This window comes from Pseudarthrobacter sp. NPDC092419 (assembly GCF_044755045.1).
GTDB lineage: Bacteria > Actinomycetota > Actinomycetes > Actinomycetales > Micrococcaceae > Arthrobacter.
The window spans coordinates 431,447-458,422 of the sequence record NZ_JBIVQF010000002.1 but is presented as its reverse complement, the minus strand read 5'-3'; the positions used below and the strand labels follow the sequence as shown (position 1 = coordinate 458,422).

The 26,976-nt window shown below is 66.9% G+C and carries 24 protein-coding genes, 2 tRNA genes, 1 pseudogene and 1 riboswitch; of the genes and pseudogenes, 15 read left to right on the top strand and 12 right to left on the bottom strand.

Annotation, left to right across the window (positions count from 1 at the left end):
* Positions 1-64: 64 nt before the first annotated feature.
* Positions 65-1,891, bottom strand: coding sequence for a phosphoenolpyruvate carboxykinase (GTP) (locus ACIQC0_RS05555; protein ID WP_400533295.1), 1,827 nt, complete (start codon positions 1,889-1,891; stop codon positions 65-67).
* A 277-nt stretch (positions 1,892-2,168) separates the two neighbouring features.
* Between ACIQC0_RS05555 and ACIQC0_RS05550 the strand changes: the two genes are divergently transcribed.
* The 3 genes from ACIQC0_RS05550 to ACIQC0_RS05540 all read left to right on the top strand — a co-directional run bounded on the left by ACIQC0_RS05550 (position 2,169) and on the right by ACIQC0_RS05540 (position 4,588).
* A tRNA-Arg gene (locus ACIQC0_RS05550) sits at positions 2,169-2,242 on the top strand.
* 115 nt (positions 2,243-2,357) lie between these two features.
* Positions 2,358-3,824 (top strand): dihydrolipoyl dehydrogenase family protein, encoded by a 1,467-nt coding sequence (locus tag ACIQC0_RS05545; protein ID WP_400533204.1) that lies wholly within the window; start codon positions 2,358-2,360, stop codon positions 3,822-3,824.
* A 77-nt stretch (positions 3,825-3,901) separates the two neighbouring features.
* The gene (locus tag ACIQC0_RS05540; protein ID WP_400533202.1) at positions 3,902-4,588 is read left to right on the top strand and encodes a hypothetical protein; all 687 of its coding nucleotides are present in this window, start codon (positions 3,902-3,904) and stop codon (positions 4,586-4,588) included.
* A gap of 66 nt (positions 4,589-4,654) precedes the next feature.
* On the opposite strand, the gene ACIQC0_RS05535 is transcribed toward ACIQC0_RS05540, so the two are convergent.
* The gene (locus tag ACIQC0_RS05535; RefSeq protein WP_400533200.1) at positions 4,655-5,182 is read right to left on the bottom strand and encodes a SixA phosphatase family protein; all 528 of its coding nucleotides are present in this window, start codon (positions 5,180-5,182) and stop codon (positions 4,655-4,657) included.
* 49 nt (positions 5,183-5,231) lie between these two features.
* Positions 5,232-6,095, bottom strand: a complete 864-nt coding sequence (locus tag ACIQC0_RS05530; RefSeq protein WP_400533198.1) for a winged helix-turn-helix domain-containing protein — start codon at positions 6,093-6,095, stop codon at positions 5,232-5,234.
* Positions 6,096-6,709: 614 nt separating this feature from the next.
* On the opposite strand from ACIQC0_RS05530, the gene ACIQC0_RS05525 reads away from it, so the two are divergent.
* The 3 genes from ACIQC0_RS05525 (at position 6,710) to ACIQC0_RS05515 (ending at position 10,018) form a co-directional block, all read left to right on the top strand.
* Positions 6,710-7,450, top strand: coding sequence for a response regulator transcription factor (locus ACIQC0_RS05525; protein WP_400533196.1), 741 nt, complete (start codon positions 6,710-6,712; stop codon positions 7,448-7,450).
* Positions 7,451-8,950: an ATP-binding protein gene (locus ACIQC0_RS05520; RefSeq protein ID WP_400533194.1), complete on the top strand. Its 1,500-nt coding sequence runs from the start codon at positions 7,451-7,453 to the stop codon at positions 8,948-8,950. It begins immediately after the preceding gene.
* 110 nt (positions 8,951-9,060) lie between these two features.
* Positions 9,061-9,239: riboswitch (cyclic di-AMP (ydaO/yuaA leader) on the top strand.
* A 5-nt stretch (positions 9,240-9,244) separates the two neighbouring features.
* Positions 9,245-10,018 carry a hypothetical protein gene (locus tag ACIQC0_RS05515; protein ID WP_400533192.1) on the top strand — a complete coding sequence of 258 codons (774 nt, stop codon included), beginning with the start codon at positions 9,245-9,247 and terminating at the stop codon, positions 10,016-10,018.
* A 23-nt stretch (positions 10,019-10,041) separates the two neighbouring features.
* Here the strand turns inward: ACIQC0_RS05515 and upp are convergent, their stop codons facing one another.
* Complete coding sequence (gene upp, locus ACIQC0_RS05510; RefSeq protein ID WP_377216696.1) at positions 10,042-10,677, bottom strand: uracil phosphoribosyltransferase; 636 nt, start codon at positions 10,675-10,677, stop codon at positions 10,042-10,044.
* Between the two features lie 12 nt (positions 10,678-10,689).
* Entirely contained in the window at positions 10,690-11,508 is an 819-nt protein-coding gene (locus ACIQC0_RS05505; protein WP_400533293.1) for a phosphatase PAP2 family protein, read from the bottom strand.
* Positions 11,509-11,590: 82 nt separating this feature from the next.
* Between ACIQC0_RS05505 and ACIQC0_RS05500 the strand changes: the two genes are divergently transcribed.
* Entirely contained in the window at positions 11,591-12,091 is a 501-nt protein-coding gene (locus tag ACIQC0_RS05500) for a nucleoside deaminase (protein WP_377216695.1), read from the top strand.
* A gap of 42 nt (positions 12,092-12,133) precedes the next feature.
* Here the strand turns inward: ACIQC0_RS05500 and ACIQC0_RS05495 are convergent, their stop codons facing one another.
* From ACIQC0_RS05495 to ACIQC0_RS05480, 4 genes are all read right to left on the bottom strand, one after another.
* Positions 12,134-13,243 (bottom strand): glycosyltransferase family 4 protein, encoded by a 1,110-nt coding sequence (locus tag ACIQC0_RS05495; RefSeq protein WP_400533189.1) that lies wholly within the window; start codon positions 13,241-13,243, stop codon positions 12,134-12,136.
* A gap of 13 nt (positions 13,244-13,256) precedes the next feature.
* Positions 13,257-13,652 carry a 6-pyruvoyl trahydropterin synthase family protein gene (locus ACIQC0_RS05490; protein WP_400533187.1) on the bottom strand — a complete coding sequence of 132 codons (396 nt, stop codon included), beginning with the start codon at positions 13,650-13,652 and terminating at the stop codon, positions 13,257-13,259.
* An 8-nt stretch (positions 13,653-13,660) separates the two neighbouring features.
* Complete coding sequence (locus ACIQC0_RS05485) at positions 13,661-14,689, bottom strand: zinc-binding alcohol dehydrogenase (RefSeq protein ID WP_400533185.1); 1,029 nt, start codon at positions 14,687-14,689, stop codon at positions 13,661-13,663.
* Between the two features lie 95 nt (positions 14,690-14,784).
* On the bottom strand, positions 14,785-16,692 hold the full coding sequence (locus tag ACIQC0_RS05480) for a DUF222 domain-containing protein (RefSeq protein ID WP_400533183.1): 1,908 nt from the start codon (positions 16,690-16,692) through the stop codon (positions 14,785-14,787).
* Between the two features lie 131 nt (positions 16,693-16,823).
* Here ACIQC0_RS05480 and ACIQC0_RS05475 point away from each other — a divergent pair.
* Positions 16,824-16,913, top strand: a tRNA-Ser gene (locus ACIQC0_RS05475).
* A 210-nt stretch (positions 16,914-17,123) separates the two neighbouring features.
* A pseudogene (locus ACIQC0_RS05470) lies at positions 17,124-17,270 on the top strand (C4-dicarboxylate ABC transporter substrate-binding protein); the annotation flags it as partial.
* A 10-nt stretch (positions 17,271-17,280) separates the two neighbouring features.
* On the opposite strand, the gene ACIQC0_RS05465 reads toward ACIQC0_RS05470, so the two are convergent.
* A complete protein-coding gene (locus ACIQC0_RS05465; protein WP_400533181.1) occupies positions 17,281-18,012 on the bottom strand; it encodes a FadR/GntR family transcriptional regulator in 732 nt (243 codons plus the stop codon).
* Positions 18,013-18,267: 255 nt separating this feature from the next.
* Between ACIQC0_RS05465 and ACIQC0_RS05460 the strand changes: the two genes are divergently transcribed.
* A complete protein-coding gene (locus ACIQC0_RS05460) occupies positions 18,268-19,866 on the top strand; it encodes a PucR family transcriptional regulator (RefSeq protein ID WP_400533179.1) in 1,599 nt (532 codons plus the stop codon).
* A complete protein-coding gene (locus ACIQC0_RS05455) occupies positions 19,863-20,816 on the top strand; it encodes a glutaminase (RefSeq protein ID WP_400533177.1) in 954 nt (317 codons plus the stop codon). Before ACIQC0_RS05460 ends, ACIQC0_RS05455 begins: the two co-directional genes overlap by 4 nt.
* A gap of 28 nt (positions 20,817-20,844) precedes the next feature.
* Here ACIQC0_RS05455 and ACIQC0_RS05450 read toward each other — a convergent pair whose 3' ends face one another.
* Positions 20,845-21,120 carry a GYD domain-containing protein gene (locus tag ACIQC0_RS05450; protein WP_400533291.1) on the bottom strand — a complete coding sequence of 92 codons (276 nt, stop codon included), beginning with the start codon at positions 21,118-21,120 and terminating at the stop codon, positions 20,845-20,847.
* A gap of 295 nt (positions 21,121-21,415) precedes the next feature.
* Between ACIQC0_RS05450 and ACIQC0_RS05445 the strand changes: the two genes are divergently transcribed.
* Genes ACIQC0_RS05445 through ACIQC0_RS05430 form a run of 4 tightly spaced genes read left to right on the top strand, consistent with a single transcriptional unit; the run spans position 21,416 to position 26,264 of the window.
* Positions 21,416-22,174, top strand: a complete 759-nt coding sequence (locus ACIQC0_RS05445) for a LamB/YcsF family protein (RefSeq protein WP_400533175.1) — start codon at positions 21,416-21,418, stop codon at positions 22,172-22,174.
* Entirely contained in the window at positions 22,171-23,799 is a 1,629-nt protein-coding gene (locus ACIQC0_RS05440; RefSeq protein WP_400533173.1) for a 5-oxoprolinase/urea amidolyase family protein, read from the top strand. Before ACIQC0_RS05445 ends, ACIQC0_RS05440 begins: the two co-directional genes overlap by 4 nt.
* A gap of 11 nt (positions 23,800-23,810) precedes the next feature.
* Positions 23,811-25,547, top strand: coding sequence for an acetyl/propionyl/methylcrotonyl-CoA carboxylase subunit alpha (locus ACIQC0_RS05435; RefSeq protein ID WP_400533171.1), 1,737 nt, complete (start codon positions 23,811-23,813; stop codon positions 25,545-25,547).
* Between the two features lie 33 nt (positions 25,548-25,580).
* Positions 25,581-26,264: a GntR family transcriptional regulator gene (locus ACIQC0_RS05430; protein WP_400533169.1), complete on the top strand. Its 684-nt coding sequence runs from the start codon at positions 25,581-25,583 to the stop codon at positions 26,262-26,264.
* A gap of 54 nt (positions 26,265-26,318) precedes the next feature.
* Here ACIQC0_RS05430 and ACIQC0_RS05425 read toward each other — a convergent pair whose 3' ends face one another.
* Positions 26,319-26,960 (bottom strand): LysE family translocator, encoded by a 642-nt coding sequence (locus ACIQC0_RS05425; RefSeq protein ID WP_400533167.1) that lies wholly within the window; start codon positions 26,958-26,960, stop codon positions 26,319-26,321.
* Positions 26,961-26,976: the final 16 nt, after the last annotated feature.

The window sequence follows — 26,976 nt, the reverse complement described above, 5'->3', positions numbered from 1 at the left end:
GACGACGGCCCCGCACCTTTTCGCCAAAGGTGCGGGGCCGTCGTCGTCGTACTTTAGCGGAAGGTCAGCCGAGCCGGGACTTGAGCCCTTCGAGCTCGGAACGCAGCGCCTGCGGGAGAGACTCGCCGAAGTTGGCGAACCACTCCTCGATGGACGCGAGTTCGGCAGCCCATTCGGTGGAGTCGACCTTCACCGCTTCCTCGACCTGTGCCGGGGTCATGTCGAGGCCGTCCAGGTCGATGGCGTCGCCGGTCGGGACGAAACCGATAGGGGTCTCGACGGCATCGGCCTTGCCTTCGAGGCGCTCAATGGCCCACTTGAGCACGCGGGCGTTGTCTCCGAAGCCGGGCCACGCGAAGCCCCCCGTGGAGTTCCGGCGGAACCAGTTGACCAGGAAGATCTTCGGCAGCCGCTCCGGGTTGGCTTTGGCGGACAGGTTTACCCAGTGGTTCAGGTAGTCGCCTGCGTCGTAGCCCATGAACGGCAGCATTGCCATGGGGTCGCGGCGGACCACGCCGACCGCGCCGGCGGCCGCAGCCGTGGTTTCCGAGGACAGTGTGGCGCCCATGAAGATGCCGTTGGACCAGCTGCGCGCCTCGGTCACCAAGGGGATGGTGGTCTTGCGGCGGCCGCCGAACAGGATGGCGGAGAGTTCCACGCCCTCGGGGCTGTAGTACTCCTTCGCCAGCATGTCGATCTGGTCGATCGGGGTGCAGAAGCGGGAGTTGGGGTGCGCGGCCGGCTTGCCGGATTCCGGCGTCCAGGAGTTACCCTGCCAGTCGGTGAGGTGCGCCGGCACGTCGTCCGTCATGCCCTCCCACCAGACGCCGCCGTCATCCGTCAGCGCAACGTTGGTGAAGATGCTGTTGCCCTTGGCGATGGCGCGCATGGCGTTGGGGTTGGTCCCCCAGCCGGTGCCGGGCGCGACGCCGAAGAGGCCCGCCTCGGGGTTCACCGCCCGCAGCTCGCCTTCCTTGCCGAAGCGCATCCAGGTGATGTCGTCGCCCAGCGTTTCCACCTTCCAGCCCTCGATGGTGGGGTCGAGGAGGGCGAGGTTGGTCTTGCCGCAGGCAGAGGGGAAAGCGGCGGAGACGTAGTAGGTCTTCTGCTCGGGCGAGGTGAGCTTCAGGATGAGCATGTGCTCCGCCAGCCAGCCTTCATCGCGGGCCATGACGGAGGCGATGCGCAGGGCGTAGCACTTCTTGCCCAGCAGCGCGTTGCCGCCGTAGCCGGAGCCGAAGGACCAGATGGAGCGCTCTTCCGGGAAGTGGACAATCCACTTGTCCGGGTTGCAGGGCCAGGCCACGTCGTCCTGGCCGGGCTCCAGCGGGGCACCCACGGAGTGCAGGGCGGGCACGAAGAACGCGTCGGTCTCGGTGATGCGGTTCAGGACATCTGTGCCTATGCGGGCCATGATGCGCATCGAGGCAACCACGTAGGCGCTGTCAGTGATCTCGACACCGAACTTCGGATCCTCGGCGTCCAGGTGGCCCATGACGAACGGAATGACGTACATGGTCCGGCCGCGCATGGAGCCCGCAAACAGGCCGCGCAGCTTTTCCTTCATCTCGGCCGGGGCCATCCAGTTATTGGTGAAGCCGGCATCGCGCTTGTTCTCCGAGCAGATGAAGGTCTGCTCTTCGACGCGTGCAACGTCAGCGGGATCCGAGAAAGCGGCGAAGGAGTTGGGGAACAGGTCCTGGTTGAGGCGGGTCAGGGTTCCGGCGTCAACAAGTTCGTCCGTCAGGCGCGTGTTCTCCGCCTCGGAACCGTCCACCCAATAGATGCGGTCCGGCTGCGTCAGTTCAGCAACCTCTTCAACCCATGCCAGCAGGCCGGCATGTGTGGTGGGTGCTTTCTCAAGCAACGGCTTCTGCGCCAGATCGCCCATTTCGGTTCCCTTCCTCGGGTTCATCGGTGTGTCCTAAATGCTATGGTCCGTACCACCGCCATTTTTGGGGCCGGAACGGCGCCTTCAAGGATCAAAAATCCAAAAACCGCGCCGATTCAACAAACTTTCGGTCCAAATCGGACGATTATGTGACTAAGGTCACCTATACCGGTCTAGTTACAGAGATTACACGGGCTTCGATTTGGCAGTGAGGCTCACCCTCGCGTAAAGTAATTCGAGGTTCGGGGAGAGCGGTTCTTCTCCAAGAACACAAGATGCGCCCATAGCTCAGCTGGATAGAGCGTCTGTCTACGGAACAGAAGGTCAGGGGTTCGAATCCCTTTGGGCGCACAGAATGAAACACCCCGGTCATCGGACCGGGGTGTTTTTTGTTGTCCGGTCCCGCTCATCCTGACCAGCCCCGACCACCGGGCCGTACCCCGCCGGCCGGGCGTAGGCTGTCCCCATGACGCCTGAGCCCCTGCACCGCGAATATGACGTAGTAGTGATCGGCGCGGGAGCCGCAGGGGAAAACGTTGCAGACCGGGTGGTCCGGGGTGGCCTCACCGCGGTGTTGGTGGAGGCGGAACTGGTCGGCGGGGAGTGCTCGTACTGGGCGTGCATGCCGTCAAAGGCGCTGCTGCGGCCCGGCACCGCACTGCACAGCGCCCAGACCATGCCGGGGGCCAAGGAAGCAGTCACAGGGACGCTCCACGCGGCCGCGGTCTTCGACAACCGGGACCGGTTCACCTCCAATTGGGAGGATGGCAGCCAGGTGCAGTGGGTCGAGGACGCGGGGATTGACCTGATCCGCGGCCATGCCTGGCTGACGGCGCCCAAGTCAGTCGAGGTGGCCGGGACCGACGGCACCTCGCACCTGCTGACGGCCCGGCACGCGGTGGTCCTGGCTACGGGCTCCATGCCCAACACTCCCCCCATCAAGGGACTGGATGACGTTGAAGTCTGGGGCACCCGCGAGGCGACGTCCGCCAAGGAGATCCCCGAGCGGCTGGCAGTCCTGGGCGGCGGCGTGGCGGGGACAGAACTCGCCCAGGCTTTCGCCCGCATGGGCTCAGCGGTTACGCTCGTTGCGCGCGGCCGGCTCCTGGGAAGCTTCCCGGAGGAAGCGGCTGAGCTGGTGGCCGCCGGGCTCCGCGCCGACGGGGTGGACATCCGCACCGGCACGGCGACGCACAGCATCACCATGGACGACGACGGCGCGCTGAGCCTGGAGGTGGACGACGGTTCCGGAGGCCGCACCACAGTGGTGGCGGACAAAGTGCTGGTTTCCACCGGCCGGCACCCGGCACTCCAGGGCCTGGGACTGGAAAAACTGGGTTTCCCCCCTGACCACCAGGGGAACCTGACGCTCTCCACCGACACGACGGGCCTGGTCGAGGGAGCACCGGGCGAAGGTTCCTGGCTCTATGCAGTGGGCGACGCCGCGGGCAAACACCTCTTCACCCACCAGGGAAAGTACGAAGCACGCGCCACCGGCGACGCCATTGCCGCCCGGGCCAAGGGCGAACTGGACGGCACCCCCGCGGCGTGGAGCCGCTACGCCCAAACGGCCAACGACCACGCCGTCCCCAACGTGGTTTTCACCGACCCGGAGATCGCGGCCGTGGGCCGAAACCTGAAGCAGGCGCAGGACGATGGATTCAAAGCCTCTACGGTGGAGCTCCCCATCGAGGTGGCCGGCTCGTCCCTGCACGCCGAAAACTACCACGGCTGGGCGCAGCTGGTGATCGATGAGGACAGAAAGGTTCTCTTGGGCGCAACATTCACCGGTCCGGATGTGGCCGAGCTCCTGCATGCGGCCACCATCGCCGTCGTGGGCGAAGTGCCATTGGATCGGCTCTGGCATGCAGTCCCGTCCTACCCCACCATCAGCGAGGTGTGGCTGCGACTCCTCGAAAAATACGGGCTATAGGAGAACCCAACGGCGGGCACGTCGGCAAGGAGCCCGCTCCCCAATGTTTTCGGGGGATGATTGATCACATGCGCCACATGGGGAACAGCGGAAAGTTTGCGGTCATCACCGGTATTGTCGCGGCCGGACTCCTGGTGCTCACGGGGATGACACTGGCGATGCCGGTGTTCGTGGCCTTCGCCGGCGTCCTTGGACTCGCCTACCTGGCCTGCATCCTGGAACTTATCCTTCGCCGACGCCACGTGATGCTGGTGCTCGGCGGGCTGTTCACCAGTCTCGCCATAGCCGGATCCCTGGCATTCCTGGGCACCTGGGAGCTGTCATTCGAAGGCCAGTCCTCCCTCATCGGAACACCGCTGCCCACGGACGATCCCGACACGTACTTCGTCCTGGCCGCAGGCTCGCTTGTCGCTGCCATCGCCGTCCTGTTCACGGGCGCCATTTGGCCCGGGCGTGCACCCGCGGGGAAGACCCAGCGGAAGCCACAGGCTCGCCGGGCACCGGCAAGGCAGGGCACAAAGCGGCCGGCGGGGCAGCGCAACACCCAGGCACGCGCCACCCAGCCACGGCCTGCGCAACCACGCACTACGGCGGGCGGCCGCGCTCCAGTGCGGCAGACGCCGTCGTCCGCGCAACGGCAAGGGTCCGCCCAACGGCAAGGGTCCTCCGCCAAGGCGACAGCTAAGCCAGGCGCAGCGGCAAGGGGCACTGCGAAGCAAACCCCGCCCAAGCAGCCGGCCCGGAAACCGGCGCCGCGCCGCTGAGGCATCCAGCCGCGGCAACCGCGGGCAGCTGCACGCGGCGAAGCATCATGGCCGGTCAGTCCGGGCTCAGTGCGCGCGCGGAACCTTGAACCGGGTTATGCGGGCGTCCTGGCCATCCAGTTCGGCCCACGGCTTCTCCGTCTCCAGGACAGTCAGCGCATTGGTCGGGTACCGGGTGGCAGCATCCATGTAGGCGTCGTGGTCCGAGTCGCGGGAGGCCAGGTGCATGGCGAGATCCTGGACGCCGGGGAGGTGCGTGATCAGCATCAGGGTCGTCACGGTGTCCGGCACATGGTTGACCACGGCGAGCATCCCGAGGGCCGACGCCTCGTACAGCCCGTCCTCCAACTTGGGCGTGGGAGCCTTGTCCCCGAGTTCCGAGCAGACCCACGTGCAGGTCTGCCGGGTGCGCAGCGCGCTGGAACATAAGATGAAGTCCGGCACGATGTTGTGCTTGAGCAGCCATCGGCCAGCCAGCGGCGCTTCACGGTGGCCCCGCTCCTCAAGGGGGCGTTCATGGTCCGCGACACCGCCGGGCCAGTCGGCCTTGGCATGCCGCATCAACACAAGACGCCGCAGATGGTGCTCACTCATGGCCCCAGCTTAAACCAAACCGCGGCGGCCAATGCCGGGAGGTCCCCAGCTAGATCGAGTATTCCGGAGCGGCCCAGACAACAACCTCGGGGTGCTCGTAGAACCGGTAGCCCTGGCCCCGCACGGTGCGGACGGTATTGGCGAGGCGGCCCAGCTTGGAGCGAAGGCGGCGGATGTGGACGTCGATGGTGCGCTCGTTGGGCACCTCCTCGGCGTTGCGCCACAGGCCCTCGAGGAGCTCGTCGCGGCCGACGGTACGGGTGCCGTTCTCCACGAGGTAGTTCAGGAGTTCGAATTCCTTGAAGGTGAGGTTCAGGGATTCGCCGTCCAGGTGCACTTCGCGGCGGGCCAGGTCGATCAGGACGCCGGAGGGACGGGGCTCCTGCTGCGCAGGACGCGGGGTTTCGGTGCGCTGCCGGGCGTTGACGGTGGGGTCACCGAACGTTGAGCGTACGACGTCGAGGGCGGAACCGGGGGTGCCGGCGGGGGCTACGGCAACTGCTGCGTAGCTTTCGGCACCGGTCACGAGTGACTGGGCGTAGGCGCGGATTTCCTGGGCGAGCTTGGCGATGGAGGTGCCGGCTGCTGCAGCGGTTTCTTCATCGATGCCCATGTAGAGAACGAAGCCGCGGGCCACGTTGTCGTTGGCAACGGGGCGGACCGCGTTGGGCCCGGCCACCACGGGAGTGGGGGCCGTCATGGGCGCGGATTCTGCCGGCGGGACCGCGCGGAGCTGGCCGTACGAGTTGGGGTTGTAACCCTGGGGAACGTAGCCCGGGGCCGGGAAGCTGCTTCCGGAGCCGACGGGAGCGGCCGCCGGACGCTGCCCGAAACCGGGACGGAATCCGGTGGATTGGGCAGCCTTGGCGGCGTTACGGACGGAGATGTGGACGTATCCGGATGCAACTGACATGAATGCTTACCTCAATGTGAATGGCCGTCATCGCGGCTCGAATGCTGGGTCCCCGCAATGCTGGGGAGGGGCGCCCGACGCTGGGCTAGTTGGGCGAATGCCTAAGAACTTCGGAGGGTGGGAAGGTCAGGCGTGCATTCGGCAACAGCGCATCTCAGCGGCAGCAGGTGTGCTGGGCCAAATATCTGCGACTGCAGGTGCTGTTGAGTTCTTGTTCACATTGGAAGTGTGACGCGTAACAATGCCAACTTGCAAGTAACAATGGACGAAACCGTCCGCATTATGAGACGAAATGGGCTAGTGTGCCGCAGATCACGATTCCGGTACTCGGCAGTAGCCGCGCTCAAAATGCCATGACCCGACGGTAACCGACACCCACGCAGTGCTTTATTTGAAAAATTGACCATCCGGGCCGCTTTAATTCATCATCCAGCGCGGGCATGAAATTGCCCCGTCTATGAGGGTTCGCTGTCCAGCCGGACCCGAATTTGGACTCCCATCGGACACCATGCGGACGGCCCCCGGCGTTCCGAATGCACCATTACGCTGAGATTCACAGCCGGCTCACAGGAAGCGTCAAGCCCGGCAATAACGAGCGGTCGGAGAGTTGTTGCATGGCCACCCTGCACTCCATGACCAACAACCTGCCGCAGCTCTCCCATCCGGACGGCTCCCCCATCCGAGCCCTGGTGGTTGATGACGAACCCAGCCTCGCCGAGCTGATGAGCATGGGCCTGCGCATGGCTGGCTGGTCGGTGGCCGTTGCCGCCGACGGCCCCCAGGCCGTGAAGCTCGCCAAGGACTTCCGTCCCGACGTCCTGGTGCTGGATGTGATGCTCCCGGGGTTCGACGGTGTTGAGCTCCTGGGCAGGGTCCGGGCCTTCGCTCCTGAAGTGCCGGCGCTGTTCCTTACTGCCAAGGACGCAGTCCAGGACCGCATCGTGGGGCTTGCGGCCGGCGGTGATGACTACGTCACCAAGCCGTTCAGCATGGAAGAGGTACTGCTGCGCCTGCACCGCCTGGTGCAGCGCTCCGGCGTGGCCGCCATGGACACCGCCGAGCTCGTGGTCGGAGACCTCGTCCTGAATATCGACACCCGCCAAGTAACCCGCGCCGGCGACGAGGTCCAGCTCACCGCAACCCAATTTGAGCTGCTCCGTTACCTCATGGAGAACCCTAAACGCGTGATCAGCAAGGCCCAGATCCTGGACCGGGTGTGGAACTACGACTTCGGCGGCCAAGCCAACATCGTGGAACTGTACATCTCCTACCTGCGCAAGAGGATCGATGCCGCCCACCCGCCCATGATCCACACCGTCCGGGGTGCCGGGTACGTCATCAGGCCGGCGGACTAGATGGCATCCTCGCCGCGCACCCCCGACCCACGGAGTTGGCGGAAGCCCGCCAACTGGCACCTCCGCACGCGGCTGACCGCCTTGGCCATGGGCCTGCTCATCGCGATTTGCGGGGCAGTGGGCGTGGTCAGCTACGCCTCGATGGATACCTTCCTGACCCACCAGCTTGACGGCCAGCTGACCCAGGCGGCGGATCGGGCCAACGATCCGGGCCGGCCGCACATGGACGGCGCCATCGGGCGGGACCCGCTGGATGCCCGGGGACAGAGCGTGGGCACGTTGAACGCGCGCATCGTGGACGGCCAGGTCCACAGCGCTGGCTTCCTGGCACCGGACACCACACGATCACCCCTCTCGGCGGCGGACAAGGAGGCACTCCTGGCGCTGACGGCGGGCTCCGCACCGGTGGACCGGAAGCTGTCCAGCGGCAACTATCGTCTGGTCGCGGCCCAGACCTCCTTCGGCGACGTTCTGGTGACCGGCCTGCCGCTCAATGCCAAGGAAAGCACACTGGCCTCCCTGGTGTGGACCTTCCTCCTGGTATCGCTCGGGGGGCTGGTGCTGGTCGGCTTCGCCGGCACCGTTCTGATTCGCCGCACCATGAAGCCGCTGGAGCAGCTCTCCGCGGTGGCCACCAAGGTTTCGCGCCTTCCGCTGGACGCCGGCGAGGTCGCCCTGGCGGTGCGGGTGCCGCCGTCGAACGCCGATCCCGGAACTGAAGTGGGCAGCGTAGGCCACGCGCTGAACCTCATGCTGGACAACGTGGCCAACGCGCTACAGGCGCGGCAGCGGAGCGAAACGAAAGTACGGCAGTTCGTGGCGGACGCCTCGCACGAACTGCGCACTCCCCTCACCGCGGTCCGCGGGTACACCGAGCTGCTCCGCCTGACCGAGCATTTCACCCCGGACGGAGAACGGTCGCTGGCCCGCGTGCAAAGCCAGTCCGAGCGCATGACCGCCCTCGTGGAGGACCTGCTGCTGCTTGCCCGGCTGGATGAGGGGCAGCCGCTGAAGCTGGCGGACGTGGACCTGACCCAGCTGGTGGTCGAGGGCGTCAGCGACGAAAAGGTGATGGCGCCGGGGCACAACTGGCGGCTGGAACTGCCCGGGGAGCCGGTGGTGGTAAACGGCGACGCCGCGCAGCTCCGACAGGTCCTGATGAACCTGCTCTCCAATGCACGCAAGCACACACCGGCCGGCACCACAGTGGTGGCGGGCGCCCGGCTGGCATCCGCGGATACGGCGGAGATCACGGTAACGGACGACGGCGGCGGCATTCCACCGGAGTTCGTGGACCAGGCCTTCGCCAGGTTCGCCCGCGCAGACGCGGCGCGCAAGGGCGCCAGCGACCAGCCCGGTGCGGCCGGAACCGAGGGGACCAGCGGTCTTGGCCTGTCGATAGTGCAGTCCATTGTGGAAGCTCATGGCGGGACCGTCAGCGTTGAGTCACGGGCCGGCTGGACGAGGTTCGCGGTAAAGCTGCCCACTACGCCCCGGTGAGGTGGTTAGACAATGGCGACGCGCCGCCGTCGTGATCTCTGTTACCGAAATGTGACTTTGCCGTAGATCTCCTGTACCGTCGAGTGAGTGCGCTTCCGTTCGTGGCGCATGTCCGGATGACGCCGAGCTCTGCCGCTTCCCGGACTCCGATAGACCGATGGCAGAGGCGGGGGACCCACCGTCCCGGGCGATTTCAGGCCCTTGGGGTTAAGCCAGCACGTGAATGTTCCGTGCGGCCGGATGCCCTCATCCGAACCCGACAGCTAACTCCGCAGGTGTGAGAGGCGATCCATCATGTCTGAATTCCAGGTAGAACCGCGCCCAAAATCCGGCGCATCCAGCCGCGCGGACGCGCGCGCCGCCAAGCGCTCCCGGCGCGGCACCTTCCCTGCACTGGGTAAGAGGGCTGCCGTGCTGGCCGCGTCCTGCGCACTGCTGGTGGGCGTTGGTGCAGCAGGCCAGGCCACCGAATCGATGACGCGCACTTCGTCCACCGAGGCCACCGCCACGCAGCTCTCCCCCAATGAGCAGCAAGCGCAGCTGGGGCTCGAGAAGAGCGAACTGCAGGCCGCCGCGGCGGAAACGGCTGCTGAACAGGCTGCCGCTGCCAAGACTGCAGCAGAGAAAGCCGCCGCCGCGAAGACTGCTGCAGAGAAAGCCGCCGCCGCCAAGGCCGCTGCTGCGAAGGCTGCCGCTGAGAAAGCCGCGGCCGAGAAGGCCGCTGCGGCAAAGGCCAAGGCTGCGAAGCCGGCTGCGGTGAATGACCCCGCAGGCGCGCAGGCTTACGCCGCAAGCCAGCTGGCGAGCTACGGCTGGGCGCCGGACCAGATGCAGTGCCTGAAGACGCTGTGGACCAAGGAATCCGATTGGAAGACCACGGCGACCAACCCCAGCAGCGGCGCGTACGGAATCGTCCAGTCGCTGCCTGCCGAGAAGATGGCAAGCGCCGGAGCCGACTACGTCACCAACTACCGCACTCAGATCAACTGGGGCCTGGACTACATCCAGGAGCGCTACCAGTCACCGTGCGGGGCGCTGAACTTCCACTACGCCAACAACTGGTACTAAACCCGGCCAGCTACTGAACCAAGCTAACCTGCGATGCCGTACAGGCGGTCGCCGGCGTCGCCCAAGCCGGGAACGATGTAAGACTTCTCGTTGAGCTTCTCGTCGATGGAGGCCAGCACGATAGTCACGTTGGCGCCGGAAAGCTCCTCCTCCAGCTTCGCCAGGCCCTCCGGGGCGGCCAGCAGGCAGATGCAGGTGACGTCCGAGGCGCCTCGCTTGAACAGGAACTTGATCGCCTCGCGGAGGGTTCCGCCGGTGGCCAGCATCGGGTCCAGCACGAAGATCTGGCGGTCCGTCAGGTCCTCCGGCAGGCGTTCCGCGTAGGTAATGATGTCCAGGGTTTCCTCGTCACGGGCCATGCCCAGGAAGCCCACCTCTGCCGTGGGGACCAGTTTGGTCATACCCTCGAGCATGCCGAGGCCGGCGCGAAGGATCGGAACCACCAGGGGCGTGGGCTTGGTGAATGCGGTGCCCACGGTGGTGCTGACGGGGGTCTCGATGGTGACCTCTTCGGTGCGGACCTCGCGGGTGGCCTCGTATGCCAGCAGCGTGACCAGCTCTTCCGTCAACTGCCGGAAGACCGGCGAGGGGGTGTTCTTGTCCCTCAGGACGGTGAGCTTGTGGGCGACCAAAGGGTGGTCAACAACGAGAGTGCGCATGGGTCAAAACTATCACCCGGCGTGATGGTCTCCCGGGCTGCGGCCGGCAGCAGGCTCGCTGTGGTCCCCGTGGCGGTCCCGGCCGTGGTCGTGGATTTTCTCTGCCACGACGTCCCGCACCACGGGGTGGTCGAACGTGGGAGCGGGACCGACGTGTTCCTTGCGCCGGGTCAGGTGAAACAGCCTGTGGGCCAGGATCACCAGGCCCACCCACGCACCACCGAGCAGCCACCCGGCGGTGACGTCAGTGAGCCAGTGATGGCCCAGGAACACCCTGCTCAGACCCATGGCGATGATGAAAATCACGCCCGCGGTGATGGCCGTGACGCGCACCCAGAGTTGATGGAACTGCAGGCACAGGACGTAGAGCAGCACGCCAATGACCACCGTGGTGTTAAGCGTGTGGCCGCTTGGGAATGACGGCGAGTGCTCAAACGGCGGGACGGCTTCCGAGTGGTCCGGCCGGGTCCGCCCAACCAGCCGCTTGCCGACGGTGGTGGCGTAGATGGAGACGGCGGCAGCACCGCCCACCAGGATGATTGGCCGCCACGTCCTGCTGAGGAAGGTCAGCCAGGCGGTGAGAATGCTGGCCAGGATGGGCATCCCGACGCCACCGCCGATATTGGTGAAGCCGGTGACGACGGCGTCCAGCTCCGGGTTCCGGAGGGTCTGTGAGTACTCCAGCGCCGGAATGTCGAGGTTGGTGAGACCTTCGTCGTCCACCACGTTCGAATAGACCTCTGCTCCCAGGAGCGCGAGTGCCACCACCAGGCTGCCGCCGATGAGCATTGTCAGCCAGAGGGCGGCATAAGGTTTTATCCATTTGTCCATGCGGTCTTTGACAGTGCTCACTGTGCCTCCCGGCGGATGGTCGTCACGGGCTCTGGGTATCCTTCGAAACTATCATTGAGCCATGGTCTCCGCAGGAAAATCACACCACGAATGGATGGGCCTCGCCCTGGCGGAGGCCCGCCGCGCCCTTGCCACGGCCGACGTGCCGATCGGCGCCGTGGTCATAGGTCCCGACGGCGGCGTGCTCGGTTCCGGCCGCAACCAGCGGGAAGAACTGGGCGACCCCACCGCACATGCAGAGGTGGTGGCGATCCGCGAGGCCGCGGCCCGCCTCCGGGAACGGGCAAGGCTGAGCGGCGGTGCCGACGACGGCTGGCGGCTGGCTGATTGCACGCTCGTGGTCACCCTGGAGCCTTGTGCCATGTGTGCGGGCGCCATCGTGTTGTCGCGGATCCCCCGGGTGGTGTTCGGCGCGTGGGACGAGAAGGCCGGGGCGGCAGGTTCGGTGTTCGACGTTCTCCGCGAGCGCCGTCTCAATCATTGGGTGGAGGTCTACCCGGGCGTCCGCGAGGCCGAATGCGCCGCGATTCTGCGGGAGTTCTTTGCGGCCCACCGGGTGTAGGGTCCCGGACCGGGCTGGTTTTCCGCCCCCGGAACTTGGGTTTCAGCCCCTCACCGCTTCGAGGACCGTGCGCGCCGTGTGCTGCCAGTCCGGCAAGCGCGTGCGGGCGTCGAGCGCTGCCCCGCGCCACTCAGCCCGCCGCTTCGGGTCTTCCAGCCAGCGGCGTACGACGGCGGCCAGCTCGCCCGGACTTTCCGGCCCGCCCGGGGTGAGGGGAACCGCGGCGCCCGGAAGGACCGGATGTTCGGAGCCGCCGGGCCGTGGAATTCTGTGGCCAAGTGCTTCCACGGCACCGGTTCCGGCCCGCACCACCACCGGAATGCCTCGGGCCAAAGACTCCGTGACCGACATGCCAAAGGCTTCTTCCCGTGACACCAGAAGGCTCAGGCTGGCGCGTGACCACTCCTCCGCCAATGGTGCGCCGGTCAGTTCTCCCGTAAGCCTTATTCGGTCAGTCAGTCCCAGTCGTTCCGCTGCGTCCCTGACCTGCCCGGCATAGCCAGCATCCGCCTGATCCGAGCCTACTAACGCTGCCGTCCAGTCCAGGTCCTGCAGCTTGGCCAGCGCCTGCACCATCAGCAACTGGTCCTTGTTCGGCAGGAGTGCCGCAACCATGACGAGGTGGGGAGGATCCGACCCAGGGGCCAGCGGCGCCGGCTCCGTTCCGGGCAGGGCTACGTGGATGCTGTGGATACCGTGCCTTTCCTGAAGGGTCCGGGCCGCTGTAGTGCTGGTGCAGATCACCCCGGCTGCCGCTTTCAATGCCCGCGCTTCGCTGTCCAGGGATGGGCTGCCGGGCGTCTCCGGCCCCACGGGACCGGCGTCGGGAACCGGCATGTGGACCAATATCCAAGGCGGCTGGCCCGTCTTGGCAGCGGACTCCACTTCGTCCGGTGCGCCCACCGCAACCAGCCCGTCCACGATGACCACGGCTTCGCCGGGACCGTACTCGGGGCTCCGGGCGGCCAAGAGACTGCCGAACCGGCGTCGTTCGAGGGCGGACGCGGCCGGCCACGACCCTTCGACGGGAACTATCTCGACCTCGCTGCCGAGCGTGCGGAACCCCTCCGTCAGCCGGGCGTTATAGACGTTCCCGCCGGAATGGTGCCGGATGTTGCCCGGGACCAGCAGCCGGATAGGCGGCGCGTTCATAGTTGTCGACGGGTCAGCTGGCGAGGTCCAGCGAAAAGGTGGCCCAGGCATCCGGATTTTCGCGGAGGGTGACGTCGATCCCGGCGAGCTGGGCGCCGTCGTCGGACTTTCCGACCTCCCGCGCGACGCGCTGGGCGACATACTCGGCGAGGGCCTCGGTGGTGCTGAGCTTGCCCGCGAAGTCCGGGTGTTCATCCAGGTTGCGGTAGTTCAGGTCCGCGAGGACCTCCTCGATTATGGTTCCGGCGGCGCCGATGTCCAGGACGATCGCATCCGAATTCAACGCACGACGGCGGAAGGTCACCTCCGCTACGAAGGTCGCCCCATGCAGCCCCTGGGCAGGGCCAAAAACCTCGCGGGGCAGGCTGTGGGCGATCATGAAGTGGCGTCGGACGGTCAGGCTGAACATTCGTTACCTCAGGTTCTGTTGCTGGAGTCGGTGGAAAGTTGCGTCGCGGCCGGGTATTCGATCACGTGGCAGAGGGCGTCGCGGCTGCCGCACGCGAGTTCCTTGACGACGGCGGGGAGGTCCTCGAAGGGTGAGGACCCGGTCAGGAACGCGTCAAAAACTGGGTCGGCAAGGAGCGAAACGGCCAGGTTCAGTCGGTCCGCGTTGGTGCGGCGGTGGCGGCGTGCGCGGGCGACCACGCCCACCTGGCTGGCCCGGATGGACAGGCGCCGGGCGTGGAAGTCCTCCCCCAGCGGTACCGTGACTTCGCGGTTGGCGTACCAGGACATTTCGATGACATCGCCCTCGTCACCGGCCAGCTGCAGGCTGCGCTCGAGGCCCTTCTGGGAAGCCGAGCAGTGGAACACGATGTCGCAGTCGGCAACTGCTTCATCAGGGCCGACGAAATCCACGTCCAGGGCGCTGGCGAGCTGCTGCTTCGAGGGGTCGAGGTCCACAAGCTGCAGGCGTTCCAGCGGGAACGAACGGAGGAGCGTGGAAACCATGCCGCCCACCAGGCCCGCGCCGACCACAGCCACCCTGTCCCCGAGCCGGGGACCCGCCTCCCAGAGGGCGTTGATGGCTGTTTCAACAGTGCCGGTAAGGACTGCGCGTCGTGCGGGAACGTTGTCCGGGATCTTCGTGAGCGATTCCACCGGCACGACGTACAGGTCCTGGTGCGGGTTGAGGCAGAAGACGCGCTGGCCCTTCCACTCCTCGGGGCCGTCCTCAACGATGCCGACCGAGAGGTAGCCGAACTTCACCGGTCCCGGGAACTCTCCTTCCTGGTGCGGTGCGCGCATTCTGGTGGCGACCCGCGGTGGAACGGCTCCGTGGTGAACCACCATTTCGGTGCCCTTGCTGATGCCCGAGTACAGGGCACGGATCAGGGCCTCGCCCTGGCCGGGCCGCGCGATTTTCTCGGAGCGCAGTTCGCCGTGCTCCTTGGCTGTGGTCCAGTAGGCGGTTGCGTCGATGGCGGGATTCGAATTAGTCATCTTGCTGACGAATCTATCCGCCACGCGGCATCCGGCAAAGCCCGACACCTGGGACTGCCCCGGGTTGGCAGCATGCCTTGGCTTGGTGGCACGTTTTAGGTGGGCAGCAGTCCGGTGGTGTTGATGGTTTCAAGGAATGATTCCCAGACGTCGGGCATGGGGTCTTCGGGGAGTGTGTAGGGGTAGGGGTAGGTGTCCCAGGCGGGGTGTGCCGGATGGAGGTCTCGGGTGTCAATGAAGTGCAGGCCGGTTGGGGCATGCGGTGCTTCTTCCGGCGCGTATTCAGTGATGTGTCTGGGCATGGTGGGGCCAGGCGCGGTGCTGGTGGGTGCGACGTTGATTGGTGCGGCGTTGATGGGCACCGCGGTGGTGGGCAGGTTGGTGGGTAGGTGTGGTCGGTGCCAGGGGTGGGGTTCGTTGTTGTAGTGGCGTCCGGTCGGTGAGGTCCAGCCCGGTGGTGTGGTTCTGGTCGCCGGGGTGGGGGTCCAGGTGCTGGCGTGTTTCAGCCGGTGGTGTTTCGGGCAGGGCTGGGCCAGGTTGGCGATGCCCGTGGTGCCGCCGTGCTGCCAGGCAGTGAGGTGGTCGGCGTCGTTGTCGAGGGAGTGGTTGGTGCAGCCCGGGAACGGGCACTTGGTGTCGCGGAGCCGGAGCCAGTTCCGAATGGCCTGCGGGATGCGGTAGCTGCTGCGGCCGATCTCCAACGGCGCCCCGTCGCGGGGGTCAACGAGGACCCGGTAGAACGAGTCCGCACCGTCCGCCAGGATCTGGCGTGCGATGGAGGCGGGGACGGGCCCGTACCCGTCCAGCTCTGCCGGTTCGTCCGTGAGCCCGAGCAGCGCGAACACCGGCACGGTCACCAGGACCTGCGCCCGCGGCACCGGCACCCGCGCCAACGCACCGCCATCAGCCAACCCCTCACCGGCCGGCCCGGCTAGGTCAGCACCGGTACCAGCGGCACCACGGGCATCGGCATCATTCTCGGTCTTGGCGTCATGGCCCCTGGCTGAGGCGGCGGCCCCCGTTTTGACCTCGGTGGTGTTGGTGAGGAGGGCGGTGGCGAAGATGTCGGCGCGGAGCTGGGTGAGGGTCCGGGATTCGGTGGGGCCTTGGAGGGCGCGGGCGATCGCGGTGGTCCGGTTCCAGATCGCTTCGGCCTGGTGCGCGGGCAGGTAGGCGCTGAACCAGGACATCCCGTCCCGGTCCGGCGAACACTCGACCCGGCGGTCCGCGACACCCTTCACATGCCGCTGCTCCAGCGTCTCCGGATGATGGCGCTCACGCCAGGCCCGCACCCGGGACCGGAACCTCCCCGGCGTCAAATCCCCCGCAACACACCCCCACACCCCACCATGACCAACATCAAGGCCGGCAGGATCAGCAGAATCATCGGCGTCGGCGGCCTCAGCGGGGCCAGCGGCCTCGTCGGGAAGCGACGGTTGTGGGGTGAGGAAGTGGGTTTCGAGGGCTGTGGTCCCGGCCGGGGTGAGGCCGGTGGTTTCATCGCACGCGATGACCGCGTGGCGCCAGGAGATCGCCCCCGCCTGCAGCGCACCCAACGCCAACGGGAGATCCGTGCACAGCGCCCGGGCCTGGGCCAGAAACAGGGCCGCGGCGCCGTCACTGATCCGCAGCAGACACCCGATCTCGGCCCGGATGGACACCTCGAGCATCCCGGCAGCCTTCACCGCCGGCGGGGCGAGAGCCGTTTCGAGCTCCGCGAACCGGGCAGCAGCACGGGCCTTCAACGCCACCGCCTTCGCCTCAAGCCGCGCCGCCTCGGCCATCACCTCCAGGAGCGCGTCGGCCTCAACCCGCATCGGATCAGCCCACCAATCCCGCACCCCACCGGCAGTATTCGCTTCGCCGGTAGAAGGAGCCGCGTCATCAGGGCCAGCGGGACCGGGTTCCGCGTGTTCGGCGGCCTGCCGGGCCAGCGCATCCAGGCGCGCGGCGGAGCCCCCAACAGCCTCCACCGCCGCCCTGATACCCCCACCAAAACCCATACCCACATCATCCAACGAGGGTCTGACAATTTATTCCGGGAGTTCGACGGCATGAGTGCTGATCTCATAGGGCCGCTTCAACAGGCTTCGTTTTGGGGATGAGCGCCCTGCTCCGGTACCCTATTCAGGTTGGTGACGTGTCCGAGCGGCCGAAGGTGCAACACTCGAAATGTTGTTTGGTGTAAAAGCCAACGTGGGTTCAAATCCCACCGTCACCGCCAAAGAAAACCCCCGGGAAACCGGGGGTTTTCTGCATTCTTAGGAACGTCACGGTGCAGGGATCGAAGCTACCGCCAGATGACTGCTGTGGCGCTTCAGCCATATGACATCATCGATCTTTTCAGTTACTCCATAGTTGAAAAGATCAGAGCCGAATTCTTCAACTAACCCCGAAAATGATCTATTTGGCGTCGTACGCGACCCGTGAGCGTTCTCCTCTGCTGGTCAACCATGCTCAGGAACTCATTCCCGGCTCCAGCCAAGGCGTCCAATTCCTCAGCAGGGAAACCCTGATTAATACAGCCGGGCTTCCTTTCCATCCCGCAGCGGCTGCGGCCTACCGAAAGCTCCACGGCTAAGACAGCCCCATCAGTGTGCCGCAGCATCCTTGAGTTTGCTGCGGATGCCGGCGAAGTGGCGCTGCAGCCGTTCTGAGGCGAGCTCCTTGTCCCGGTTGGACACCGCCTCGTAGATGTCCCGGTGGGTCTGCACCTGTTCCTCGAGGTTCACGGGGCCGGAGCCCAGTGCCTCGTCGATCTGGCGGTAAACCTTCCAAAAGACGTCCAGAAGGTTGATCAGCACCTCGTTGTTAAGGGGAGCGTAGAGGCGGCGGTGGAATTCGGCGTCGTGCTCGGCCAGGAGCCCGCCCTGCGTGGCGGCCGCCTGCATTGCCTCCATGGTCTCCTTTAGGTCCGACAGGTGTTCTTCGGTGAGGAGGTCGATCGCCAAACCGATGAGGCCCGATTCGAGGGCCTGCCGGACGTCGATGAGTTCCATGGCTTCCTCGCCCTTGTGGCGCAGGGAGAGTCGGCCGCGGAACGTCAGGCCGGAGACGAGGGCGTTGAAGTTGTTGGGGGCGACGAACATGCCGAATCCGTGGCGGATCTCAATCACACCGAGCGCCTGGAGGACTTTCAGGGACTCGCGGACGGTGTTGCGGCCCACGCCCAGCTCGGAGGAAAGTTCACTCTCCGTGGGGAGAGCATCACCGACGTCCAGGCCGCGTTCCAGGATGAGGTTCATGATCCGCGTCTGGAGCGCCTGCGACCGGACTTGTGCACTAAACCTGGCGGGCGAAACCGCTGCCGGCGCTGTTGCCACATCATCTCCTCGTAACCGCGTTCGGCGGTGAACGCCCTTTCGCTAGCGTACAGGACATGGGATGTCCCCAGTCTTTGGATGCCACCAATTGCGCCTTCGATGTGAGGCAACCACATGGAATCCCCGGCCCTTCGGAACGCCAGCCAAAGAACGGCCGATCCGATTGGGCCGGATTCCATGTTTAAGGCCCTGTGAGCTCGATACCATATGGTGACCGGACAGAGGCGTCCGGCTGATCGACGCTAAAGGGAGCTCATGGGCGCGCTGACCGTGGACGATATCCTGTCGGACCTCCCGGTGGGTTTCGCCAGCCTGACCCTGCGGCCGACACTGCCGGAGTCGGCTATCGACCGGTTCCTGATACTTGACTCCGACGACGGGCCCACGGATGCGGACTCGGCCTTCGTCCTGCTCATCGGAGTACGCGGCCGCGCAGCCCTGCCCGCCCTGCGCCGGCTCTTGGATAATCCGCCGCCCGTAGTGGCGATCAAGGGAGCCCGCGAGGATTTCGTGGATGCCGAGGAACTGCTTCGGGCTGCCGGGACCGGTCTGCTCCTGGTGGATCCCGGCGCGGACTGGGACCGGCTGCTGTCGATCGCCAAGGACAGGATCCAGCCCCGCACCTACCAGAGCGAAGTCCTGACCCTCCTTGAGGAGGACCTGTTCGCCATTGCGCAGACTACCGCCCGGCTCACCTCCAGCCACGTGGTCATCGAGGACGCCGCCAACAAAGTCCTGGCCTATTCCACCGTCACGAACGACATCGACGAGCTCCGCAAAGCCTCCATCCTGGCCCGGCGGGGTCCGCGCAAGTACGAACTGCTGCTCAAGGACCTCGGCGCCTACCGGGAACTTCACCGTGCCCGGGGGCCGGTTCGGGTTCCGGCACGGCCACAGGACGGGCTCCGCGAACGTATGGCCGTGGCACTGTTCGCGGGTGAACGCATCATGGGCTACATCTGGCTGCAGGAAACCGGCGAAGGGTTCGGACCGGATATCGGGTACGTGCTCAGCGGCGCCGCCGCCAGGGCCTCCGCCGAGCTGATCCGTTACCGCAACCAGCAGTCGGTGCATATGCAGGAGGACCGCATCGCACGGCTGCTCTCGGGTCCGGCCGAGGCCGCTGCGAGCGCCCGCAGCGAAAAGATTCCGGCGGACCGACCCGCTGCCCTCCTCCTGCTCGGCCTGCCTGGACCTGAATCGCAGGCCGACGACGCAGCGCTCAAGCACGGCGAACTTGCCAACCTCGCATCCATCCACGCCGCCGCGTACAAGGCCTCCGCCGTCGTCGGGCAGTACAAGGGCGGGACAGCCGTGATCGTCCCGGGCCTGCAAACCGCCGGCGCGGAGGCTGGGCTGCGCGCGCTGGCCGAAGCCATCATCAGGGACGCGGGACGTCACCTGGGCATTCACCCCTTTGCCGCGATCAGTCCCTTGGTCTCCGAACTGACCGCCCTCCACTCGGTCACGTCGACCGCCGAAGCCCTGCTGGCCTGCGCGGGGCCCGCCGAGCACACCAGGGTGGCCACGCTGGACGGGTTCGAAGGAGAAGTCCTTTTCCGCGAGGCGGCGGCAAACTTCAGGTCCTCGCCTTTCCGCCACCGCAAGCTTGCGGCGCTGCTGGCCACCGACCGTGAACTGGCAGTGACTTTGCAGTCCTACTTTGATGCGTGCCTGGACGTGGCAGAAGCTGCACGCCGGCTGGCCCTCCATAAAAACACCGTGTACTACCGCGTCAGCAAGGCCGCCCGTTCCACCGGACTGGACTTCGGCAACCCGCGTGACGCCCTGGTTACCCTGCTCCATTTGGAGGAATGGGCCGCAAAGCACCCTAAGAACGAAGGCAACCCATGACCACCACACTCGACGCCCCGCCCCTTGGCCCCTTGCTCGATGACATCGTCCGCACGCACAGGCCGCGCCAGGAAGGCGGCCACACCCCCGCGAACATCCCCTTCCTGTCCACCATCCCCTACGACAGGTTCGGAATCGCCGTGGCCACCACTTCCGGCGATGTGTTCAGCTCCGGGGACGCCGGCGTGGCCTTCTCCATCCAAAGCATCTCCAAGGTTTTCACCTTGGCTTTGGCCCTCCAGGGCGGCAACCCGGAGGCGCTGTGGCAGCGGGTCCTTCGAGAACCGTCCGGCACGTCCTTCAACTCGCTGGTGCAACTGGAGGCGGAACTGGGCATTCCCCGGAACCCGTTTATCAATGCGGGCGCTCTGGTCGTGACTGACCACCTGATGCAGGTAACGTCTGATGCCGCAGCGCAGGTCCTGCGGTTCCTCACGGAACAGGCGGGAGCTGCAGAGCCCGGGAGCGGAAGCGGAACACCGTACATCGACGAGGCGGCTGCCGCGGGTGAGCTCGCCCGCAGCAGCCGCAACCTCGCCCTGGCCCATTTCCTCAAGGACTTCGGCAACCTCGCCGCGCCGGCCGAATCCGTAGTGGAAAACTACGTACGCCAGTGCTCCATCATGATGACCTGCTCCGACCTTGCCAGGGCCGCCTTGTTCCTGGCCCGGGACGGCCAGGGCAGCCGAGGGGCGGTATTGTCCCGCAGCCAGGCCAAGAGGATCGGCTCCATCATGCTGACGTGTGGAATGTACGACGCCGCCGGTGAATTTGCCTACCGCGTGGGCCTGCCAGGCAAGAGCGGCGTGGGCGGCGGGATCCTGGTGGTGGTACCCGGCGTCTGCACCATTTGCGTCTGGAGCCCCCGCCTCGATGCCAAGGGCAATTCGCTGGCGGGCACGGCAGCCCTGGCCGACCTCTGCGAACAGACAGGCTGGTCCGTCTTTTAGTCCCGGACCGGGTGCAGTCCATCCACCCTTACGCCGAACCCGGCGGCCGGTATTTGATGCCGCCGGCCATCCGAAGCGCCTCCATCGTCTCCTCGACGGTCAGCAGCACGGTGGTGTCGAAAGAGCTTAAGGCACCTCCCCCGCTGATCGCCAGAGCGACGGCGGCCATGGAGACGTTGTCGGGCGCCTCCCACAGGTTGTAGCCGTCATGGGCGCCAAAGCCGTACCAGAATCCGTGGAGCTTCCCGCCTACCGACTCGATATAGGCCTGCGCTGCCTTCCGTCTGTCCTCCGGGTGGTCGATGAGCCGCGATCACGTCTCCGGTGTGTAGCTGAACTTTGAGAGATAAAGAGGCATGGTCCTGTCCTGTCGCTGGATACCGGACTCTCCCCGTACCCACAGAATGGCAGAGCGGCCCTTCACCGGCAACGCCTGGCGCCCCGCGAGATGGCATTTAACAGCAGGATTGGGGATAAACACTGCTGCGAAGTGCCATCTTGCGGAGGGGTGGGGATGGGAGGTGCCAGGAGAAATTGTTGAACAATCTGAGATTCTCGTGCATCCTAGGGAGACCACTTAAAAGGAGACGGGAATCACCATGGCCTTCATTGACCTCAACAGCGACGTCGGGGAATCGTTCGGCAACTGGACGATGGGCGACGACGCCGCCATGTTCCGTTCGGTCTCGAGCGCCAACGTGGCCTGCGGCTTCCACGCCGGGGATCCCTCCACCATCGCCCAGACCTGCCGCGACGCCGTAGCGGCAGGCATCACCATCGGAGCCCACGTGGGCTACCGGGACCTGGCCGGTTTCGGCCGCCGCTTCCTGGACTGCTCCGCCACCGAACTCGCCGACGACGTCCTCTACCAGCTCGGTGCCCTGGACGCCCTGGCCCGGGCAGCCGGCGGACAAATCCGCTACGTCAAGCCCCACGGCGCGCTCTACAACGCCATCGTCACCCACCAGGTGCACGCCCGGGCCGTGGTCGACGCCGTCAAGGCCTTCGGCGGGGACCTGCCCCTCCTGCTCCTCCCGGGCTCCGTCGCCCTCACCACCGCGGAGGCAGCCGGGCTGCGCGGCGTGGCGGAGGCCTTCGCGGACCGCGCCTACAACCCTGACGGCACCCTGGTGTCCCGCAGGGAACCGGGCGCCGTCCTCCACGACGAAGACGCTGTTGCCGCCAACATGGTCCGCCTGGCCACGGAGGGCACCATCGTGGCCAGCGATGGCTCCGTGATCCGCACCTCCGCCGAAAGCATTTGCCTGCACGGCGACACCGCCGGCGCGGTCTCCATGTCCGCCGCCGTCCGGCGCGAACTCGAGGCCGCCGGTGTCACCATCCGGAGCTTCGTGTGAGTTCCCCGGACATCCGCTGGGCCGGACCCCGCGCACTGCTCATCGAGCTCGACTCCCTGGAACACGTGCTGGCCCTCCATGCGCAGCTGCTGGAACACCCGCCCGCCGGCCAGGTGGACGTCCTCGCAGCCGCGCGGACCGTCCTGGCCGTGTTCGATTCCCGCGCCAACGCGCAGGCGGCACGCGCCGCCGTCGCGCTTTTGGACAGCACCCCCTCCACCGGTGGGGCCTCCTCAGCCGATCCGGTGCGGATCGAGGTGGTGTACGACGGCGAGGACCTCGCCGAGGTGGGCCGCATCACCGGCCTGGGCGCTGACGGCGTGGTGGCAGCCCACACCGGTCAGCTGTGGACCGCCGCGTTTGGCGGCTTCGCCCCGGGCTTCGCCTACCTGGTGGGCGAGAACGATTCCCTGAACGTCCCGCGCCGCAGCAGCCCGCGCACGTCCGTGCCTGCAGGGTCCGTGGCCCTGGCCGGAAACTTCTCCGCGGTCTACCCGCGCAGCTCCCCCGGCGGCTGGCAGCTGATCGGCCGCACCGCCGCCCGGATGTGGGACCTGGACCGTGACCAGCCTGCGCTGGTCCGGCCTGGCCGGACCGTCCAGTACGTGGCCGTCCGCGAACTCGTGGAACTCGCCGAACCGGCCAAAGACGTGCAGTCCCCGGATGAGCCGGAAGAGCACGCCGGCCCGGCCCTCGAAGTGGTCATTCCCGGCCCCCAGTCCCTCATCCAGGACTTGGGCAGGGCCGGCTACCGCGACCTGGGCGTCTCCGCCGCCGGCGCCGCAGACACCGCCAGCGCCCGGCAGGCCAACCGACTGGCCGGGAACCCGCCCGGCGACGCGGTGATTGAAAACGTCTTCGGCGGGCTTACCGTCAGGGCGCGCGGCGAGCTGACTGCAGCCCTGAGCGGCGCACCGGCCCCGGCGGAGATCGAGGGCAAGCACGGCACCCGCCCCGTCCCGATGTACGCACCGTTCGCCCTGCACGACGGCGAGTTCCTGCGCCTGGACCGGCCTACCGCCGGTCTGCGCACCTACCTGGCAGTCCGCGGCGGGATCAACGTCCCCGCAGCCCTGGGCAGCCGGTCCACGGACCTCATGTCCGGCATCGGCCCGGAGCCCCTGGCCGATGGAACCGTGCTCCCTGTGGGAGAGGTGGACCGCGGCCGGATCGTGGGCGACCCCGAGCCGTCCACGCTTCCAGCCGACCTCGCCGCGGGCACCGACCAGCCCGTGGTCCTGCGGATCACCACCGGCCCCCGCGACGACTGGTTCACCCCGGAATCACGCGAAGCCCTCACCGCCCAGACCTGGTCCGTGACCCCGGAGTCCAACCGGATCGGCGTCCGCCTCGGCACCACCGGAACGGGGGCCGCGCTGGAACGGTCCCGGACCGAGGAACTGCCCAGCGAAGGCGTGGTGGCCGGCTCACTGCAGGTGCCGCCGTCGGGCCTTCCCGTCCTGTTCCTTGCCGACCATCCGGTGACCGGCGGCTACCCGGTGATCGGTGCCGTCATTCCGGAGGACCTGCCCGCAGCGGCGCAGCTTCCGCCCGGCACTCCGCTCCGGTTTGTTGCCGTCGACCCCGAAACGCTGCAGCCCCTGACCTCCGCTCCGAGCCTGTGAAAGAAGCCCCCATGAAAAAAGTGCTGATCGCCAACCGCGGTGAAATTGCTGTCCGGATCGCCCGCGCCTGCGCCGACGCAGAGCTGGCTTCCGTGGCTGTCTACTCGGACCCCGACGCCGACGCGCTGCACGTGCGCCTCAGCGACGAGGCCTACGCGCTGGACGGCTCGGCCAGCTCCGACACGTACCTGAACATCGAAAAGCTGCTGGCCGTCGCCGCCCGCGCCGGCGCCGACGCCGTCCACCCCGGCTACGGTTTCCTCTCGGAGAACGCGGACTTTGCGCAGGCAGTGCTCGACGCCGGACTGACCTGGGTGGGCCCGTCGCCGGAAGCCATCCGAAGCCTGGGCAACAAGGTCACGGCCCGCGAAATCGCGGTCCGCGCCGGCGCGCCGCTGGTCCCCGGCTCCGACGGCCCTGTGGCGGATGCCTCCGAGGTGCGCGCGTTCGCCGAGGAGTTCGGCGTGCCGGTGGCCATCAAGGCGGCGTTCGGCGGCGGCGGCCGTGGCTTGAAGATCGCCTACCGGCTCGAGGACATCGAGGACGCGTTCGATTCGGCCGTCCGTGAGGCCACCGTGGCGTTCGGCCGCGGCGAGTGCTTCGTGGAGCGGTTCCTGGACAAGCCCCGGCACGTCGAGGCCCAGGTGCTGGCTGATACGCACGGCAACGTGGTGGTGGTGGGCACGCGTGACTGCTCGCTGCAGCGCCGCAACCAGAAGCTGGTTGAAGAGGCACCCGCACCATTCCTGACGGACGAGCAGCGCAGCCGCATCCACGAGTCCGCCCGGGACATCTGCCGGGAAGCCGGCTACACCGGCGCCGGGACTGTGGAGTACCTGGTGGCGCCGGACGGCGTGATCTCGTTCCTTGAGGTCAACACCCGGCTGCAGGTGGAGCACCCGGTCACGGAGGAAACCTCCGGGATCGACCTGGTCCGCGAACAGTTCCGCATCGCGGCCGGCTTGCCGGTGTCCGTCACGGAGGATCCGGCGCCCGTGGGCCACGCCTTCGAGTTCCGCCTCAACGCCGAGGACGCCGGTCGCGGCTTCCTGCCCTCCCCCGGCCCGGTGGACGTGTTCGAAGCCCCCACCGGCGCCGGCATCCGCGTTGATTCGGGCGTCCGATCCGGCTCCGTGATCCCGTCCGAGTACGACTCCCTGATGGCCAAGCTGATCGTCCACGGCGCGGACCGCGCCCAGGCCCTGCGCCGGGCACGGGCAGCACTGGACGAGCTCCGCATCGAAGGCGTCCCCACGGTGGTCCCGTTTCACCGCGCCGTGGTCCGGGACGGCGATTTCACCGCCGCGGGCCGGCTGGGCGTGTACACCACGTGGATCGAGTCGGCCTTTGCCACCCGCCTGGCCGCCGCCCTCGAAAGCGGCGTGGAAGGCCCCCTGGCCAAGCGCGAGACACTCACGGTGGAGCTGGACGGAAAGGCCGTGCAGCTGGGTCTCCCCGCGAAAGTCTTCAACGCTCTCATGCACGGCGGGGGCGCCGCCGTCGAGCACTCCGCCGTTACGGGGACGGCTGCTGCTGACGGCGCGGTGACCGCTCCGATGGGCGGCAACCTGGTGAAGTGGCTGGCCGACGACGGCGCCGAGGTAGGCGCCGGGCAGCCGGTTGCGGTGCTCGAGGCGATGAAGATGGAAACCGTGGTGTCCGCCGGCGAGGCGGGCACGTTCAGCCGCGGACCGCAGGAGCCCGGCGCTGCCGTGGCGCGCGGCGAAGTGCTGGGGACGGTCGGTTAAGATTTAGGGTCCGGGGAAGTTGGGGGAAAGGCTATGGATACAGTGTTGGACGGTGCCAAATTGGACGGCATGGCCGAGCACGCGCACACTACGGCGTGGGTTGCATCCGTGCTGCGTAACCGGATTGCGGCCGGTGAACTGACACCGGGGTCCAAGCTCTCCGAACAGGCGCTCTCCACCGCCCTGGGCGTGTCCCGGAACACCCTCCGGCAGGCCTTCACCACGCTGGCCGGCGAGTCGATCGTGCGCCGCATCCCCAACCGCGGCGTCTTCGTCTCCTCCCCCGGGATAGAGGAAGTCCGCGAAATCTACCGCGTCCGCCGCGCGATCGAGCCTGCGGCGGTGCTGTGGAGTTCGCCGTCCCCGGAAACTCTGGACGCCATGGAGGCCGTGGTGCAGCGCGCGCAGGCCGCACGCGACGCGGGGTCCGTGACGGATATGGCCGATGCCAACCAGGCTTTCCACCGGGAAGTTGTGGGGCTGACCGGAAGCCACACGCTACAGACCCTGATGGACCGGGTGCTGGCCGAGATGCGCCTGGTCTTCTATGCCATGTCCTCCGCCCCGGACTTCCACAGCCATTACGTGGACCGCAACGTCCAGCTGGTCAAGAGACTGCGGGCGGGCGAGAACGAGAAGGCAGCGCAGGAGCTCCGTGAGTACCTGGACGCAGCCGAGGCCGAGCTGCTGGGGCACCTCCAACCCTCTCTCACCTGACGCACGAAAATCCCAAACCCTCTCGCACATGAGAGAGGATCGCAGGGGTACAGATTAACTGGTCGCGCCTGAAGCCACCACGCCAAGGCCCAGCGCGGCGATGATTCCGCTGCTCGTGCGCTCGATGACAGTGTTGACCTTGGGCCGCTTCAGCCAGCGCATCGCCTTGAACGCCACCACGGCGACCACCGACAGGTAGGCGAAGGCAATCAGCGCCACGACGACGCCGAGGACCAGGGACGTGCCCATCGTGTCACCGCCGTGCGGGATGAATTGCGGCACCACGGCGAGGTAGAACAGGCCCACCTTGGGGTTCAGCAGCGTAGACAGTGCGCCTGCGCCGAGCGCTGACAGCCTGCTGTAGGGAAGCGGGGTGTCCCCGCCCCCGCTGGCCAGTCCGCTCTTGGCGGCCCGGCGGGACCTCATGAACGAGGAAATCCCGAGGTACAGGAGGTAGAGCCCGCCCGCGATCTTGAGCCAGCGGAAGAGTTCCGCGGACTGTTCCAGCAGCGCGGCCAAGCCCACTCCCACCAGGGCGGCCCACACTATGGCGGCGCCCGCGGAACCCGCCGCCGCCGCCACGCCCGCACTGGGCCGGTTCAACGCGATGCGGAGCACCAGGAACGTGTCCGGACCCGGCGTCAGGGACAGAACGAGGCACAGCCCCGCGAAGGCAATCAGGGAAGCGATAGTCACAGCCCCGATTATGCAG